The organism is Caballeronia sp. LP006 (assembly GCF_031450995.1).
GTDB lineage: Bacteria > Pseudomonadota > Gammaproteobacteria > Burkholderiales > Burkholderiaceae > Caballeronia.
In genome coordinates this window covers 1,071,617-1,086,705 of the sequence record NZ_JARTVW010000005.1, presented here as the reverse complement: position 1 = coordinate 1,086,705, position 15,089 = coordinate 1,071,617, and the positions used below count along the sequence as shown (strand labels likewise).

Annotated in this window: 15 protein-coding genes and 1 tRNA gene; 10 read left to right on the top strand and 6 right to left on the bottom strand. The window is 62.5% G+C overall.

The genetic code is table 11. The features are described 5' to 3' along the window. Window positions 1-73: 73 nt before the first annotated feature. Genes P9250_RS21710 through P9250_RS21700 form a run of 3 tightly spaced genes read right to left on the bottom strand, consistent with a single transcriptional unit; the run spans window position 74 to window position 3,043 of the window. A complete protein-coding gene (locus tag P9250_RS21710) occupies window positions 74-796 on the bottom strand; it encodes a phosphoadenylyl-sulfate reductase (RefSeq protein ID WP_310395105.1) in 723 nt (240 codons plus the stop codon). Between the two features lie 3 nt (window positions 797-799). Beyond that, entirely contained in the window at window positions 800-1,339 is a 540-nt protein-coding gene (locus P9250_RS21705) for a DUF934 domain-containing protein (RefSeq protein WP_310395103.1), read from the bottom strand. A gap of 27 nt (window positions 1,340-1,366) precedes the next feature. Next, complete coding sequence (locus tag P9250_RS21700; RefSeq protein ID WP_250463503.1) at window positions 1,367-3,043, bottom strand: nitrite/sulfite reductase; 1,677 nt, start codon at window positions 3,041-3,043, stop codon at window positions 1,367-1,369. Window positions 3,044-3,297: 254 nt separating this feature from the next. On the opposite strand from P9250_RS21700, the gene P9250_RS21695 reads away from it, so the two are divergent. From P9250_RS21695 to P9250_RS21685, 3 genes are all read left to right on the top strand, one after another. Then, the gene (locus P9250_RS21695; RefSeq protein WP_250463500.1) at window positions 3,298-4,239 is read left to right on the top strand and encodes a CysB family HTH-type transcriptional regulator; all 942 of its coding nucleotides are present in this window, start codon (window positions 3,298-3,300) and stop codon (window positions 4,237-4,239) included. 63 nt (window positions 4,240-4,302) lie between these two features. After that, entirely contained in the window at window positions 4,303-5,463 is a 1,161-nt protein-coding gene (locus tag P9250_RS21690) for an ABC transporter substrate-binding protein (protein ID WP_250491905.1), read from the top strand. A 104-nt stretch (window positions 5,464-5,567) separates the two neighbouring features. Further along, window positions 5,568-5,652 (top strand) — tRNA-Leu (locus tag P9250_RS21685). 68 nt (window positions 5,653-5,720) lie between these two features. Here P9250_RS21685 and P9250_RS21680 read toward each other — a convergent pair. Together P9250_RS21680 and P9250_RS21675 are read right to left on the bottom strand one after the other, a co-directional pair. Further along, window positions 5,721-5,879 (bottom strand): hypothetical protein, encoded by a 159-nt coding sequence (locus P9250_RS21680; protein ID WP_250463495.1) that lies wholly within the window; start codon window positions 5,877-5,879, stop codon window positions 5,721-5,723. Continuing rightward, window positions 5,864-6,379 carry a hypothetical protein gene (locus tag P9250_RS21675; RefSeq protein WP_250463492.1) on the bottom strand — a complete coding sequence of 172 codons (516 nt, stop codon included), beginning with the start codon at window positions 6,377-6,379 and terminating at the stop codon, window positions 5,864-5,866. Before P9250_RS21675 ends, P9250_RS21680 begins: the two co-directional genes overlap by 16 nt. 278 nt (window positions 6,380-6,657) lie before the next feature. Here P9250_RS21675 and P9250_RS21670 point away from each other — a divergent pair, with 278 nt between their 5' ends. The 4 genes from P9250_RS21670 (at window position 6,658) to P9250_RS21655 (ending at window position 10,997) form a co-directional block, all read left to right on the top strand. Then, window positions 6,658-9,012: a hypothetical protein gene (locus P9250_RS21670; RefSeq protein WP_310395098.1), complete on the top strand. Its 2,355-nt coding sequence runs from the start codon at window positions 6,658-6,660 to the stop codon at window positions 9,010-9,012. A gap of 71 nt (window positions 9,013-9,083) precedes the next feature. Next, window positions 9,084-9,800, top strand: a complete 717-nt coding sequence (locus P9250_RS21665) for a 16S rRNA pseudouridine(516) synthase (protein ID WP_310395096.1) — start codon at window positions 9,084-9,086, stop codon at window positions 9,798-9,800. Window positions 9,801-9,840: 40 nt separating this feature from the next. Beyond that, window positions 9,841-10,698: an alpha/beta hydrolase gene (locus tag P9250_RS21660; RefSeq protein WP_250491900.1), complete on the top strand. Its 858-nt coding sequence runs from the start codon at window positions 9,841-9,843 to the stop codon at window positions 10,696-10,698. A 122-nt stretch (window positions 10,699-10,820) separates the two neighbouring features. Further along, entirely contained in the window at window positions 10,821-10,997 is a 177-nt protein-coding gene (locus P9250_RS21655; protein WP_244827238.1) for a hypothetical protein, read from the top strand. Here the strand turns inward: P9250_RS21655 and P9250_RS21650 are convergent. After that, window positions 10,994-11,989, bottom strand: coding sequence for an NAD-dependent epimerase/dehydratase family protein (locus P9250_RS21650; RefSeq protein WP_250463745.1), 996 nt, complete (start codon window positions 11,987-11,989; stop codon window positions 10,994-10,996). The genes P9250_RS21655 and P9250_RS21650 overlap by 4 nt on opposite strands. Window positions 11,990-12,084: 95 nt before the next feature. On the opposite strand from P9250_RS21650, the gene P9250_RS21645 reads away from it, so the two are divergent. The 3 genes from P9250_RS21645 to P9250_RS21635 all read left to right on the top strand — a co-directional run bounded on the left by P9250_RS21645 (window position 12,085) and on the right by P9250_RS21635 (window position 15,027). Next, complete coding sequence (locus tag P9250_RS21645) at window positions 12,085-13,116, top strand: CDP-6-deoxy-delta-3,4-glucoseen reductase (RefSeq protein ID WP_244827237.1); 1,032 nt, start codon at window positions 12,085-12,087, stop codon at window positions 13,114-13,116. A gap of 307 nt (window positions 13,117-13,423) precedes the next feature. Further along, window positions 13,424-14,608 carry an acetylornithine transaminase gene (locus P9250_RS21640; protein WP_244827236.1) on the top strand — a complete coding sequence of 395 codons (1,185 nt, stop codon included), beginning with the start codon at window positions 13,424-13,426 and terminating at the stop codon, window positions 14,606-14,608. After that, a complete protein-coding gene (locus P9250_RS21635; RefSeq protein WP_244827235.1) occupies window positions 14,605-15,027 on the top strand; it encodes a GNAT family acetyltransferase in 423 nt (140 codons plus the stop codon). Before P9250_RS21640 ends, P9250_RS21635 begins: the two co-directional genes overlap by 4 nt. The last annotated feature ends 62 nt before the right edge of the window (window positions 15,028-15,089 follow it).

Genomic DNA, 15,089 nt, shown 5'->3' with positions numbered 1-15,089 from the left:
GTTTGTGGCGCTTTGACGCCGCGTTCAGTGACAGTGTTCGTACCGGGCGCTTCTCTCTGAGCACCTCGATGATTCAGATAGCCGAACTCGGTGCTTCTTCGACGATCTTGATGTTCGTGATGTGCAGGCCGCATTCTTTCGTATCGCGCGATTCCCACCACCAGCGGCCGGCGCGGCTATCTTCGCCGGGGCGCACGGCGCGCGTGCATGGCTCGCAGCCTATGCTCGGATAACCGCGCGCATGCAGCGGATTCACCGGCACGTCGAAGGCCTTCAAGTAGTCCCAGACATCGCTTTCGGTCCAGTCCGCGAGCGGATTGAACTTGGCGATGCCGCGCGGCGCGTCGTGCTCTTCCTCGTAGAGTTCGGTGCGCGTCACCGACTGCTCGCGGCGCTGCCCCGTCACCCACGCCGACACATCCGACAGCGCGCGATTGAGCGGCTCCACCTTGCGGATATGGCAGCAGCTTTTGCGTAAATCAATGCTCTCGTAGAACGCGTTGAGGCCGTGATCGCGGACGTAGGCATCGACGGCATCTTGGCGCGGATGAAACTGCTCGATGTCGTAGCCATAACGCGCCTTGACCGTGTCCAGCATGCCGAGCGTTTCTTCGTGCAGACGGCCCGTGTTCAGCGAAAAGATGCCGATATTCACCTCGCGCGACAGAATGGCGTGCGTGAGCACCATGTCTTCGGCGGCGAGGCTGCTGGCTAGCTTGACGCGCTCATGGCGCGCTGCGATCGAATCGAGCAGCGCGTCAAGGCGTGCAACCTTGGCTTGCAATTCGGGAGTCATGCCTCAGGCTCCAAGCGTCGCGAGAACCGCGCTGCGACGGCGAAACAGCGGTTCGAGATCGTCGGTCGCGCCTTGATAGCGCTCCGTGAACTCGTTGAACGCGTTGAGCGCGTCATTGATGTCCTTGTCTTCGCGCACAGCGAATGCGTCGAAGCCGCAGCGCGCGTGGAACAGCAACTGATCGCGCAGCACGTCCCCGATTGCGCGCAACTCACCCGTCCACTGATAGCGCTCGCGCAGTAAGCGGCCGATGGAGAAGCCGCGGCCATCGCGGAACACGGGAAAATCGACGGCGATCACGGCGATGTCGCCGAAATCGGCGACGAGATCGGCGGGTTCGTCGTCGGGCGCGAGCCACACGCCGAGTTCGTCCTTCGAATGCGCCGCAACGAGCGCCGCACGATGCTCCTTCCACAACGCGAACGGCACGAGCAACTTGCCGGCGGGCAGCGCATCGACTGCGGGCAGCGCGCCATCTTCGGCGGGACGGACCACGGTGAAATCGTCATTGACGACGGAGCGGTTCTTGATAATCAAAGCCATCTGCAAAGTCCTCGGTCTCGTCGACGTTTAAGCGTGCGCCTGGCGCGATGCGTACACGCGCTCCTTGAACGGCGTCATGCCGATGCGGTTATACGTCTCGATGAAACGCTCGCCTTCCATGCGGTTGTCGACGAAGGTGTCGATCACGCTCGACACGACATCCGGCATTTCATGCGCCGAGAACGACGGGCCGATGACCTTGCCGAGATGCGCGCCGGTCGCGCCCGAGCTTTGCTCGCCGCCGAGCGTCACCTGATACCACTCCGAGCCGTCCTTATCGACGCCCAGCACGCCGATGTTGCCGACGTGGTGGTGACCGCACGCGTTGATGCAGCCCGAGATGTTGAGCGACAGGTCGCCCAGGTCGTACACGTAGTCGGCGTTGCTGAAGCGCTCTTGAATGGCTTGCGCGATGGGAATGGACTTCGCATTCGCGAGCGAGCAGAAATCGCCGCCCGGGCACGCGATGATATCGGTCAGCAAACCGACGTTCGAGGTCGCGAAACCCACCGCCTTGGCGCGTTCCCACACGGCGTACAGATCGTGCTTCCTGACGTTGGCGAGAATCAGATTCTGCTCGTGCGATACGCGAATCTCACCGAAGGAGAATTCATCGGCGATAGCGGCGACATCGTCCATCTGCTGGTCGGTGGCGTCGCCCGGCGCAATGCCGGTGGGCTTGAGCGACAGCGTGACGGACGCGTAGCCCGACACCTTATGCGGACGCACATTGCGCTCGACCCAGCGCGCGAACGGCTTGCTGTCGATCAGATGCTTTTCATACGAGGCGTCGGTATCCGGCAGCTTTTCGTAGGCAGGCGGCGCGAAGTACTGCGACACGCGTGCGACTTCTTCCGCCGTGATGGTCGAAGGGCCGTCCTTCAGATGCTGCCACTCTTCCTCGACCTGCTTCGCGAACTTCTCCGGCGACAGCGCCTTCACGAGAATCTTGATACGCGCCTTATACATATTGTCGCGGCGGCCATAGCGGTTGTACACGCGCAGCACGGCTTCGCAATACGTAATGAGATGCTGCCAGGGCAAGTCTTCCTTGATGACCGCTCCGACGATCGGCGTGCGGCCGAGCCCGCCGCCCGCGAGAATGCTTGCGACGACTTCGCCCGCTTCGTTCTTCTTCAGATAGACGCCCAGATCGTGCACCTGCGTGGCCGCGCGATCTTCTTCCGAACCGCACACCGCGATCTTGAACTTGCGCGGCAGCCATGCGAACTCGGGGTGGAACGTCGACCATTGACGCAGAATCTCGGCCCACGGACGCGGATCGACGAGTTCATCCGGCGCCACGCCCGCAAACTGATCCGCCGTGATGTTGCGGATGCAGTTACCCGACGTCTGAATGGCGTGCATTTGCACCGATGCCAGCTTGCGCAGAATCTCGGGCGTCTCTTCCAACTCGACCCAATTGAACTGGATGTTGGTGCGCGTGGAAAAGTGGCCGTACCCACGATCGTGCTCGCGCGCGATGGTGGCGAGCATGCGCATCTGGTCGCTGCGCAGATTGCCGTACGGAATCGCGATGCGGTGCATGTAGGCGTGACGCTGCATGTACAGGCCGTTCTGCAGACGCAGCGGACGGAATTCCTCTTCGCTCAACTCGCCCGACAAGCGACGGCGAACCTGGTCGGCGTATTGCGCGACACGTTCGTCGACGATGCGCTGGTCGATCTGATCGTATTGGTACATTCGGGGCCCCAAGTTTTAGTTCGAACGCCTGCGTCCTAGGTTACGCGGCGCGTTGAGAATTCAGCCATTCCATATTGATTCGTCACCGCGAGCGCCGTTCCGACGCTTAATTCATTAGCTAATGACAAAAACAGATATGGATATTGGAAAAATTGGACTGATAGTAATAAACCTGCTATATATTGCAAACGACTTAAAACTTACTTTGATATGCCCTCAGGTAATAACGAAAGGGCAAAAAACGAAGGCACTACATGAATCTGCACCAGTTCCGCTTCGTCCGCGAGGCCGTGCGGCAGAACTTCAACCTGACCGAGGCCGCAAAGGCTTTATTTACCTCGCAGCCGGGCGTGTCAAAAGCGATCATCGAGCTCGAGGATGAACTCGGCGTCGAGATTTTCACACGCCACGGAAAGCGTGTCAGATCGCTGACCGAGCCGGGGCGCATCATTCTCGCATCGGTCGAAAAGATTCTGCAGGAAGTGGAAAGCCTGAAACGCGTCGGCAAGGACTACGCGGCGCAAGATCAGGGCAATCTCGTCATTGCCGCCACGCACACTCAGGCGCGCTACTCGCTGCCCTCGGCTATCGCGGAATTCAAGAAGCGCTTTCCCAAGGTGCATCTTTCGATTCTGCAAGGCAGCCCGACGCAAGTCGCGGAAATGGTCATCCACGATCAGGCGGATGTGGCTATCGCGACGGAAGCCATCGCCAACTATAAAGAACTGATTTCGCTGCCCTGCTTCCAGTGGCAGCATCTGGCCGTCATGCCGGCCGATCATCCGCTGCTGGAACGCAAGCTTCTCACGCTCGACGATCTGGTGCAGTACCCGCTCATCACTTATGAAGCGGCGTTTGCCGGCCGCAGCAAGATCAATCAGGCGTTTGCGTTGCGCAATCTCACGCCGGATATCGTGCTCGAAGCCATCGACGCCGATGTCATCAAGACTTATGTCGAACTCGGGCTCGGCGTGGGAATCATGGCGGACATCGCGTTCAATCCGGAGCGCGACAAGCATTTGCGCGCGATGCCGGTTGGCCACTTGTTCGGCACGAACGTGACGCGGCTTGCGCTCAAACAGGGCGCGTACTTGCGCAGCTATGTGTATACGCTCGTCGAACTGTTGTCGCCGTCGATGAATCGCAAGCTGATCGAGCAGGCGCTTTCGGGCGACCACGAAAGCTACGAACTCTGATCGCCACTCGTCTTGAGTAATAGAGACGCAGAAGAACCCATCACCCTCCTGGAGAGCTTTTCGATGAAGTTGTCGATGTTCACGCGCCGGCTCATGGCCGGCGTTGCCCTGTCCGCGCTGGCCGCTGCCGCGCACGCGCAACTGAAAGTAGGCGTGGACCTGTCGAGCACGGGCCCCGCCGCGACCATCGGCATCACCAGCAAGAACGCGATGTTGATGTGGCCGAAAACCATCGCCGGGCAGAACGCGGAGTACATCATCCTCGATGACGGTTCGGACCCGGGCGCGGCCGTGCGCAACATCCGCAAGCTCATCACCGAGGATCGTGTCGATGTGATCGTCGGCCCGAACATCACGCCGGCCGCGCTCGCGGCGCTCGATCCCGTGGCGGAATACCAGACACCGATGATCACGCTGATCGGTTCGGCTTCGGTGGTCGAGCCGCAGGAAGGCAAGAAGGTCTGGGCCTTCAAGATGGCGCAGACCGACCGCGCCATGGCCGACGTGATGACGCGCTACATGGCGAATCATGGCGTGAAGACGGTCGGTTTCATCGGCTTCGCGGATAGCTACGGCGACAGCTGGTTCAACGAGTTCGGCAAGTTCGCGGAGTTGCGTCACATAAAGATCGTCGCGAGCGAGCGCTTCAACCGGACCGACGCGAGCGTGACGGGGCAAATTCTCAAGCTGATGTCCGCGAAGCCCGATGCGGTGCTGATCGCGGGCGCGGGCACACCGACCGTTTTGCCGCAGCGCACGCTGGTCGAGCGCGGCTACAAGGGCGCGATCTATCAGACGCACGGCATTGCGACGCCGGAGTTCATCAAGCTGGGCGGCAAGGATGTGGAAGGCACGCTCTTCCCGACGCAGCCCGTGGTCGTCGCGCGCACGCTGCCGGCCGATCATCCTTCGAAGAAAGCGGCGCTGGCGTTCGTGAGCGCTTATGAGGAAAAGTACGGCAAGGGCACCGTGACGCAATTTGCCGGCGATGCGGCGGGCGTGTACCCGCGTTTGCAGGATGCCGTGGCGCGCGCGCTCAAGACCGCGAAACCGGGTACGAAAGAATTCCGCGTGGCTTTGCGGTCGGAACTGGAGCACGCGCATGAGCTCGTCGTGCCGAATGGCGTCGTGAACACGAGCGCGACGGATCACGTCGGGCTGGATCAGCGCGCAAGCGTGATGGGCGTGATCAAGGACGGACAGTTCACTTATTTGAGTCAGTGAAGGCGTGCTTGCGGGCGGCTTGTCGAACCGGCTTGCCCACGGCGGATTTTTGCGCCATAATCGCGGACTCGATTTGCTGCTCCTCGCGAGTGGCAATTTCGAAGGCCCAGGTGGTGAAATTGGTAGACGCAGGGGACTCAAAATCCCCCGCCGCAAGGCGTGCCGGTTCGATTCCGGCCCTGGGCACCAGAAATTCATGAAAAAGCCGCTCTTTTTAGAGCGGCTTTTTTGCGTTTGGGGCGACCGAGGCATAGCGTCTACAGCCTGAGACTGTCCTCGAGTTTCGCTTGCGCGCGTTCTGCCATTAGCCTCCGGTTGAGCCATTTGAGATATTGCGGCAAGGCGAAATACGCGCCGCCGCACATCACGACTACGATTCCGTACTCCTTGAAGAATCCAATTACGAGGTCCAGCATTTTTCCACCTCTGCCTTGTGATATGTCAAAGACATTGAAATTAGGTAGTAGGACAAAGCGTCCAGCAAAGGATGAAGCACGATCAACCCTTTGACATCCTCACTGAATGAAGCCAGTAGCAAGTATATCCACAGAAGAACCCCGCCTAGCGAGGCGAAAATTCCCAGATTCGCAATAAATATCGCCTGCCGAAAATGCCTATATAGCTGCCGTCCCGCAGTCACTTCAAGCAAGTCGTGTGGCAACGCAGTCACCGCAAGATTCAAACTGATCCCCGACGCGACAAGCGAGATTGGAAAGAACTCGCTCTGATCCGACTGCCTCATCGCGACACGTAACAAGTATTCGATCACGCCCATGAAGATCGGCAGCAGAAGAACCAACTGCCGCGTCGTCGATTCGAAACCGCTGGATTTCATCGTGGTGCCCGCTCGTTTGCATTGACCGCCAATTTCGCCGATGCCGCGTGCATCGGGTAGTCGGCCAATCGGCCAGGACAAGGTCGCTAATACCTGTTTTATGCGGCGCAACGCACATATTCAGACTACAAACTCCGCGTTTTCCCCTACACGATCATTACGCCTATGTGCGCAATCGCGTAGACGCGTTTCACCGGGAGTCGCAAAAATAGGCTCCCGCTCGGCATTCAGGACTCCGGCGCAGGGTGCATCGCGAGGATGCGTGCCTGCGCAGGCGACCGCTTTCGGCTTCCTTAGGAGTTCCGATGTCGTGACCCGCCCGCGCCATGTGTCGGGCCATAACTCCAATAGGGTGCGACATGAACCGACCAGAATATTCGCTCACGCTCGATTCGGTGATTTGCCGCCGCTGTAACGCCGTTTCGCGCGCAGAGGAAGAAACGTGCCCTTCTTGCGGGTCCGATCGGCAGGGCGCGATCTTCACGACGCGATCCGATCCTGTCGCGCCCATTGCATCCGCTGCGCCCGCAGCCGCCGCTGCCGCCGCGCCGATGCCGGGGCAACTCGACATCACCGATCTGCGCGATACGGGCTGGCTGACGCGTCTCGTTCGTCGCAGGATGGTGACGTCCTACCCGAGTCTTGCCGAGCCGGGCGACCTGCCGCCCGAGGCCGAGCGCAAACCGGCGAGGAAGGGACTGGCGGTGCTCATTGGCGGCGTGGTCGCGGGACTCGCCGCGGGCGGATACCTTTACGTGCAATCGGACGTAGGCGTCGTCACGGCGAACCGGCCGGTGATCAGCGCGGCTGGATCGATTGGAAATGGTGCGTCGGCGGCGCGCGGCGCGGGCGACGAGAAGCGTGCCGGACTCGACCAATCGAGAGCGGTCGCAGAACAGGCGCGCACGCTGGCATCGGCTGACGACGATGCGAAACGGGTTCGTGCAGATGACGCGCAAAGGCTTGCTAGTCGCGCGAATTCGGCCGATGCGAGTTCGCGTCGGGCACCCGATGCAACCTCTGCGGGCGGTTCCGTGGCGATTGCCGGCGTGACAGCGGGAGCGTCGGCGACACCGTCGGGCAATCGGCCTACGGCGACCGCAATGGCCGATCATCGTGCGACGAACGCCGGGCTTGGGAATTCGACGGTTGCGAAGCCCGCAATGGGAACGGAGCCGAAATCCGCTGCTCTGGCCCTGGCATCGACGAGTCAGGCTCCGCAGTCCGCGACTACGCCGGTGGTGAAAACCGCATCGATCGCCGATGCGGGTGTGTCGACGGGCCCAGTGGTATCGCAAAGCAAGCCGTCGGCGGGTGGCGGCACTGTTTCCGCGCAAACGCCGGCAGCTTCCGCGCTTGGCGCATCGCAGAACAAGGCTTTGGCGTCGAATGCGGCTGGTGCTGGTGACGCCGGTGCATCGACGGTGAAACCGGCATCGCCCGGCAATGCCACGATGGCGAGCGGCTCATCGAACAAGGCCCCCGCGAACGATGCGATCGGCACACGGGAAGCAGTCGCGGCCGGTACCGATGGCAAGAAGAATGTGAACGCAGCACAACCGGCAGCGCCTTCGCTCGCCGCTCACAGCGCGCCTGGAACGGTCGCGTCGCCTGCGACGCAGACGGCGGCGAACTCGAAGCCTGAGAATGGCTCGACGTCATCGAAGCCGGCGACGCAGACCGTAGCGGGCGGCGCCACCCCGGCGGATGCTTCGCGGGGCAACGCGGCGGCATCGAAGACGGCATCGAACGGCATTGCATCGACGACTGCAAAGCCGGTGATGCAGACCGCGGCCGCTAGCGCCAACACGCCCGATACGTCGCGAAGCAACGCGACGACGACAACATCAGAAACAACCGCAAGCGGGAAGCCGGCAACGCAGACCGCAGCCGGCGCTGTCACCGCAGCGGATGCTTCGCGAAGCAACGCGACGACATTGGCAGCTTCAAAGACCGCATCGCCAAGCGCGAAGCCGGCTGCGCAGACCGCAGTCGCCAACGCGCCCGAAGCCTCCCAACACAGCCCGGCAGCCGGAAACGCAGCGCATCCCGCCACGACCCCTCTCGCATCGACACAAGCCGCCGCGACCGTCATCGCGCAGGACGCTTCCCGCAACCACACGACCACGTCGGCCGCGAGCGCATCCGCCGCTCCATTATCGAAGACAGCATCGATCGCCGCCAAACCGGCCGACACCCATCCGCCGCAAGAATCACCCGCCGTGGCCCGCAACATCGCCGCTGTCCAACAGGCGCTCGCCAATCGCGACCTGGCTGCCGCCCGCCGCAACCTGCGCGTCCTTGCTTCGAGCCAATCGCGCAACCCGGAAGTTCAACAACTCGCAGCCGATGTCACCCGCCAGGAACGCGCCCGCGACAGCGCCGTGGCAAGCGCCCGCTCGTGCCCGTTGAACAAGGACCCGTCCTGCGCGGTCCGCAATGCCCGGCGCGCCGTGGCGCTCGATCCGCGCAACGCGCAAACGCAAGCTGTCCTGCGCCACGCGACGGCCGCGCAATACGAAGCGAACATCGCCTACTTCAGTCAAGGCGCGGCCATCCCGGCGCCCGCGGTGCCCGCGATGACCTTCGACGGCCGCTGGAGCGTGGGATCGCACCACGCGCCGGTGACGAGCCTCGCGGAAGACCGTTCCAACGCGACGCTCTTCGGCTGGGGCGTGCCGACGGTGGCGAAGGGTCGCGGCGACGCGCATTGAGCAACGGCGGGGGCAATCGCTCGCAAGCCCCCGCCGCTTGCTAGAATCGCCGCTTCAACCCCGCCGATCCGATGGACCTCGAAACCCTCCTCTTCTCCCAAGGCTTCGGGTCGCGCCGCCAATGCCGCGGACTCGTCGCCGAAGGCCGCGTATGTATCGGTGGCGATGTTTGCGCCGATCCCCACGCGCGCATTTCCCTCACGCCATCGCCCGAATTCAAAGTGGACGGGCACGCCTGGACGTATCGCGAGAAAGCCTACATCGCGCTGAACAAGCCGCCCGGCTACGAATGTTCGCGCGATCCGCAACATCACCTGAGCATCTTTCACCTGTTGCCGCCGCAGTTGATCGAGCGCGGCGTGCAGCCCGTCGGCAGGCTCGATCAGGACACCACCGGCCTGCTTCTGCTCTCCGATGACGGCGCCTTCGTGCATGCCTTCACGTCGCCCAAGCGCAAGGTGCCGAAGCTGTATCTGGCGACGACGCGTCACCCCATCGACGATGCACAACTCGCGCGCCTCGTCGAAGGCGTCCTGTTGCACGGCGAGACGAAGCCGAGCGCCGCGCTCGCGGCCACGCGACGCGACGAACATCTGCTCGAACTCACCGTGCAGGAAGGCAAATACCATCAGGTGAAGCGCATGGTCGCGGCGGCCGGCAACCGGGTGGAGAAACTGCATCGCGAGCGCGTGGGCGGTTATGCTTTGCCTGAGTCCCTGGCCGAAGGCGCGTGGCGCTGGCTCGACGAGACCGATCTCGCCGCGCTGCGGGACTCACGCACGTCATAGCATCGGCTGCGCGCCGATCACTTTCAGGGTCGACGACATCATGCAACTCGCGGCGAGACGGCGCTTCATCACTCTGGCACTGGCGGCGTGCGCTGCGGGCTTCGGTCCGTCGCGCGCGTGGGCAACGGCAGTCACGGCCGCGTCCGATGACGAAGAACTCGCCGACGGCCTGCCCTACGGCCCGACTTCGCGGCAACGGCTCGACGTCTACGCGCCCGAAGAGGCCTCGCAACATGCGCGTCCGGTGATCGTGTATTTTTACGGTGGAAGCTGGCAAGCCGGCCAGCGCGCCGATTCGCGCGGCGTGGCGGACGCGCTCGCGCAACGCGGCTTCGTCGCGGTGACGCCGGATTACCGCGTGTATCCGGAAACCGTCTTCCCTGGCTTCCTTGCCGATGCCGCCGCCTCGGTGCGCTGGGCGCGCGATCACGCGCATGAGTTCGGCGGCGACCCGGAGCGCATCTTCGTGATGGGACATTCGGCGGGCGCGCATATCGCGGCGATGCTCGCCACCGACGGCCGCTATCTGCAAGCGCAAGGCATGGCGAAGGAATCGTTGCGCGGCATGATCGGGCTCGCCGGGCCGTATGTCGCCATTCCGTCCGAGCCGCACATGGGCGACATCTTTCCGGCAGCGGAGCGCGCCGAAACGCTGCCGATCGACTTCATTTCCGGCAACGAGCCGCCGATGCTTCTCGCCACCGGCACCGCCGATAACGTCGTCGATCCGCGCAACAGCGAGCGCTTCGCCGCGGCGTTGCGCGCGCACGACGATAGCGTCGAGCTCAAGCGCTATCCGGGCTACGACCACGGGCGCATCGTCGATGCCTTCACCGCGTCGGCACACGCAAATTCCCCGGTTCTGGCCGATGTCGCCGCATTTATCGGCGCGCATTGATCCTGCAAATCGGTGTAAGCCCTGAACGCGAGGCGTTGCACCGCAGCATGCTTTCCGGCGTCCGTATTCATATACTCAAAGCACGGACACCAGAATGACTATCAAAAAAGCAGGAGGGCATCATGTTCGCCCACACCACCGTTGCGCTGATCGCGTTCGCCGCACTGAGCGTTGTTCTTATCGGGGCATTGGCCGTCGCCATGCACATGCGGCACAAGTATTCGCCGAATCTGATCGGCGCGTTGATCGGCGCGCTGATGTGCTTCATCCTGCTCGAAACCTTGCCCGCGCTTATCTAGCGGGCCGCGCGCTCGCTTGCCGTCGCGCGCAGGAAGTCGGAAACGGTCGGATAACGCAGCGCGTAACCGAGCTCGCGCTTCAGGCGCGCGTTGGCGAGTCGTCGCGATTCGCGCATGAACGAAAGCGTAACCGGTTCGAGCTGCGTCGCGGCTTCCTCGCGCGAGATGCGCGGCACACGCGGCAGTCCGTAGGCATCGGCGACGAGATCGAAATAGTCGGCCATGCGCAGGTCCGTATCGTCGGATGCGTTAATGACTCTTTGCGGCCGCATGCGTTCGAGCGCGCGCACGAGGATGGCCGCGAGATCGTCGGCGTGAATGTGATTCGTGTAGACGTCCTCGCTCGCCAGAAGCGCCGGCATGCGCTTCTCGATGCGCGCCACGGGCAAACGATTCGCCGCATAAATTCCCGGAATCCGCACGATCGACACGTGCCAGCCGCTCGTCGCGCCTGCATGCCGCAGTTGCCGTTCCGCCGATACGCGGCGCCGGGCGCGCTCGTTCTCCGGACGCGCGGGCCGTGTTTCATCGATGTGCGCGCCGGCGCAATCGCCGTAGACGCCCGTCGTGCTTGCGTACACGAAGCGCGTGCCCGTCGCGAAAGGGGCGTCGGGTACAATGAACGACCTTCGGACAATGCGCGAACCCGGTTGCATAGGGCCACGCGCGACGGAGCGGCGCGGTGCGCGCAACGCGGCGATGAGCGCACGCGTGCGGGTATCGGCGGCGCCATCGCGTTGCGGCGGCGCGAGATGCAAGACGGTCTTCGCAATACCGGCCAGGCGCCGCAGCGACCGGCGCGCGTCGAGGTCGCCGCCAATGGGCAGCGCGCCCGCGGCACGCAACTCGCCCGCGCGTTCAGGATGATGCGTAAGCGCGATCACGCGCGGCGCGGCGGCGCGGTTTTGCAGAAGCGGCAACGCGCGCATGCCGACATCGCCGCATCCGACGACAAGCACGCGCGAGCGGCGCAAAGTTCGAGTGGCGATCATGCCGAGCATTGTATCCGCGGCAGTCATTGTCGACGGCTTCATGGCTCGCGGCATCGCACGGAACACTCCTTCACGAGACAGCAAGAATTCGATCTATGGCTTTCAATGTAACGCTCCGGCAAAGCGGCCGGCAGTTTCAGGTGGAACCCGATGAACCGGTCCTGACGGCCGCTTTGCGCCAGGGTATCGGTCTGCCTTACGGGTGCAAGAACGGCGCGTGCGGCTCCTGCAAGGGGTCCGTTGTCCAGGGCGAAATCGAGCAGGCGCCGCATTCCTCGTCCGCGCTCTCGAACGACGAAAAAACGCGCGGCATGGCGCTCTTCTGCTGCGCGACCGCGCAGACCGATCTCACCATCGACGTGCGCGAAGTCGCGGGTGTCGGCGACGTGCAGGTGAAGAAGCTGCCCTGCCGCGTGAACGCGCTCGAACGCAAGGCCGACGACGTCATCGAACTGAAGCTGCAACTGCCCGCCAACGAACGTCTGCAATATCTCGCGGGGCAGTACATCGAATTCATTCTTAAGGACGGCAAACGTCGCAGCTATTCGATGGCGAGCCCGCCGCATCACGAAGGCCCGCTCGAACTGCACGTGCGTCACATGCCCGGCGGCACGTTCACGGACCACGTCTTCGGCGCGATGAAGGAACGCGACATCCTGCGCTTCGAAGGTCCGCTCGGCACGTTCTTTCTGCGCGACGAATCCGACAAGCCCATCGTGCTGCTCGCGTCGGGCACGGGCTTCGCGCCGATCAAGGCGATCATCGAGCATGCGGTGTTCAAGAACCTCAATCGCCCGATGACGCTCTACTGGGGCGGCCGTCGCAAGAAAGACCTCTACATGATGGCGCTTGCCGAGCAATGGGCGCGCGAAGTGCCGAACTTCAAGTTCGTGCCGGTGCTCTCCGAACCCGACGCCGACGACGCATGGACCGGCCGCACGGGGTTCGTTCATCGTGCTGTCATCGAAGATCTGCCAGACTTGAGCGCTCATCAGGTGTACGCGTGCGGCGCGCCGGTGATGGTGGAATCGGCGCAGCGCGACTTCACGTTGCATCATCGCTTGCCGGAAGACGAGTTCTATGCGGATTCGTTCACGAGCGCGGCGGATCTCGCGCATCCGGTCTGAATCGCCAAAGGTGCCAGCCTGCGAACCTGCGCGCGGATAAAAATTCGCGCGCACGGTTTACAGGCGGGAACTTGATAACGTATCCTTCGCGAATGAACTCGATCCTGATTCACCTTCGCGCACTTCGACGTCGCCGCTCGCCGCTTCCCTAGGGATGCCGCTGGCTCGTCACGCATTTGCGCGCAAAGGTTCGGTTTGTTCAACGCGCAAGAAATGAAGCCACGGATATCCGTGGCTTTTGTTTTTTTCGGCTCGCCGTTCTTCTCGCTTCCTTTCCTTCGTCACTGCTTTCGTGGAGCCTGCTGTCATGAATTTCAATGAGTACCCCGTCGATTCGCTGATGTACATCACGAACCGCCCCGAGATCGTGTTCACGCACGGCAAAGGCTCCTGGATTTACGACAACACCGGCAAGCGATATCTCGACTTCATTCAGGGCTGGGCTGTCAATTCGCTCGGCCATTGCAACGAAGGCATGATCGAAGCACTGGAAAAGCAGGCGCGCACGCTCATCAACCCGTCGCCCGCGTTCTACAACGCGCCTATGGCGCAGCTCGCGGGTCTGCTCACCGCCAACAGTTGCTTCGACAAGGTGTTCTTCGCCAACAGCGGCGCGGAAGCCAACGAAGGCGCGATCAAGCTCGCGCGCAAGTGGGGACGCAAGTTCAAAAACGGCGCGTATGAAATCATCACGTTCGACCACAGTTTCCATGGCCGCACGCTCGCGACCATGTCGGCAAGCGGCAAGCCGGGCTGGGACACCATCTACGCACCGCAAGTGCCGGGCTTTCCGAAGGCCGATCTGAACGACATCGCATCGGTGGAAAAGCTCATCACGGAAAAGACCGTCGCCGTGATGCTCGAACCGATTCAGGGCGAAGGCGGCGTGATTCCGGCCACGCGCGAATTCATGCAGCAATTGCGCGATCTGACGAAGCAACACAACCTGCTCTTGATCGTCGATGAAGTGCAAAGCGGATGCGGCCGCGCGGGAACGCTCTTCGCCTACGAACTGTCGGGCATCGAGCCGGACATCATGACGCTCGGCAAGGGTATTGGCGGTGGCGTGCCGCTGGCAGCGCTCCTTTCGACGGCGGCAATCGAATGTTTCGAACCGGGCGATCAGGGTGGCACCTACAACGGCAATCCGTTGATGACGGCAGTGGGTTACTCGGTGATCTCGCAACTCGTCGCGCCCGGCTTTCTCGAAGGCGTGCGCGAGCGTGGCGAATACCTGAAGTCCGAGTTGTTGAAGCTGTCGGCCGAGCGCGGCTTCAGGGGCGAGCGCGGCGAAGGTTTGTTGCGCGCGCTTCTGCTCGATAGCGACAAGGGTCCGCAGATCGTCGAAAAGGCGCGTCTGTTGCAACCCGACGGCCTGCTGCTCAACGCCGCGCGTCCGAATCTGTTGCGCTTCATGCCCGCGCTGAACGTGACGAAGGACGAGATCGACCAAATGCTGAAAATGCTGCGCACCGTGCTGGATGCGCTGTGATCATCCGTACGTTCGATGCAAGCGATCGCGAAGCCGTGATCGCCCTGTGGCGCGATGTCTTCCCCGAATACGCGGATGCATCGCGGCCGCAGCGCGATCCGGCATTGTCGATCGCCAACAAGATGAGCACGCAGCCGGAGTTGTTCTTCGTCGGAACGGTCGAGGACCGCGTGGTCGGCACGGTGATGTCCGGCTACGACGGTCATCGCGGCTGGGTTTATTCGCTGGCCGTGGCGCCCGCGTTACGCCGGCGCGGCTATGGCGCAACGCTCATGCGCCATGCCGAAGAAGCGCTCGCGGCACGCGGATGCCCGAAAGTGAATCTGCAGATACTCGCGGTCAAGACCGAACTACGCGGCTTCTATGAAAAGCTCGGGTATCGGATGGATGAAGTCGTGAGCCTCGGCAAGCGGCTTTAAACGTCTCTATAACGCGACTATAAAAAAAGCCCTTCCGTGGAAGGGCTTTCGAACGACTCAAG

Bases quoted from the DNA above. Each gene is read 5' to 3' on its own strand.
- P9250_RS21710 (WP_310395105.1), bottom strand. From the start codon at position 796: ATGACTCCCGAATTGCAAGCCAAGGTTGCACGCCTTGACGCGCTGCTC.
- P9250_RS21705 (WP_310395103.1), bottom strand. From the start codon at position 1,339: ATGGCTTTGATTATCAAGAACCGCTCCGTCGTCAATGACGATTTCACC.
- P9250_RS21700 (WP_250463503.1), bottom strand. From the start codon at position 3,043: ATGTACCAATACGATCAGATCGACCAGCGCATCGTCGACGAACGTGTC.
- P9250_RS21695 (WP_250463500.1), top strand. From the start codon at position 3,298: ATGAATCTGCACCAGTTCCGCTTCGTCCGCGAGGCCGTGCGGCAGAAC.
- P9250_RS21690 (WP_250491905.1), top strand. From the start codon at position 4,303: ATGAAGTTGTCGATGTTCACGCGCCGGCTCATGGCCGGCGTTGCCCTG.
- P9250_RS21680 (WP_250463495.1), bottom strand. From the start codon at position 5,879: ATGCTGGACCTCGTAATTGGATTCTTCAAGGAGTACGGAATCGTAGTC.
- P9250_RS21670 (WP_310395098.1), top strand. From the start codon at position 6,658: ATGAACCGACCAGAATATTCGCTCACGCTCGATTCGGTGATTTGCCGC.
- P9250_RS21665 (WP_310395096.1), top strand. From the start codon at position 9,084: ATGGACCTCGAAACCCTCCTCTTCTCCCAAGGCTTCGGGTCGCGCCGC.
- P9250_RS21660 (WP_250491900.1), top strand. From the start codon at position 9,841: ATGCAACTCGCGGCGAGACGGCGCTTCATCACTCTGGCACTGGCGGCG.
- P9250_RS21655 (WP_244827238.1), top strand. From the start codon at position 10,821: ATGTTCGCCCACACCACCGTTGCGCTGATCGCGTTCGCCGCACTGAGC.
- P9250_RS21650 (WP_250463745.1), bottom strand. From the start codon at position 11,989: ATGATCGCCACTCGAACTTTGCGCCGCTCGCGCGTGCTTGTCGTCGGA.
- P9250_RS21645 (WP_244827237.1), top strand. From the start codon at position 12,085: ATGGCTTTCAATGTAACGCTCCGGCAAAGCGGCCGGCAGTTTCAGGTG.
- P9250_RS21640 (WP_244827236.1), top strand. From the start codon at position 13,424: ATGAATTTCAATGAGTACCCCGTCGATTCGCTGATGTACATCACGAAC.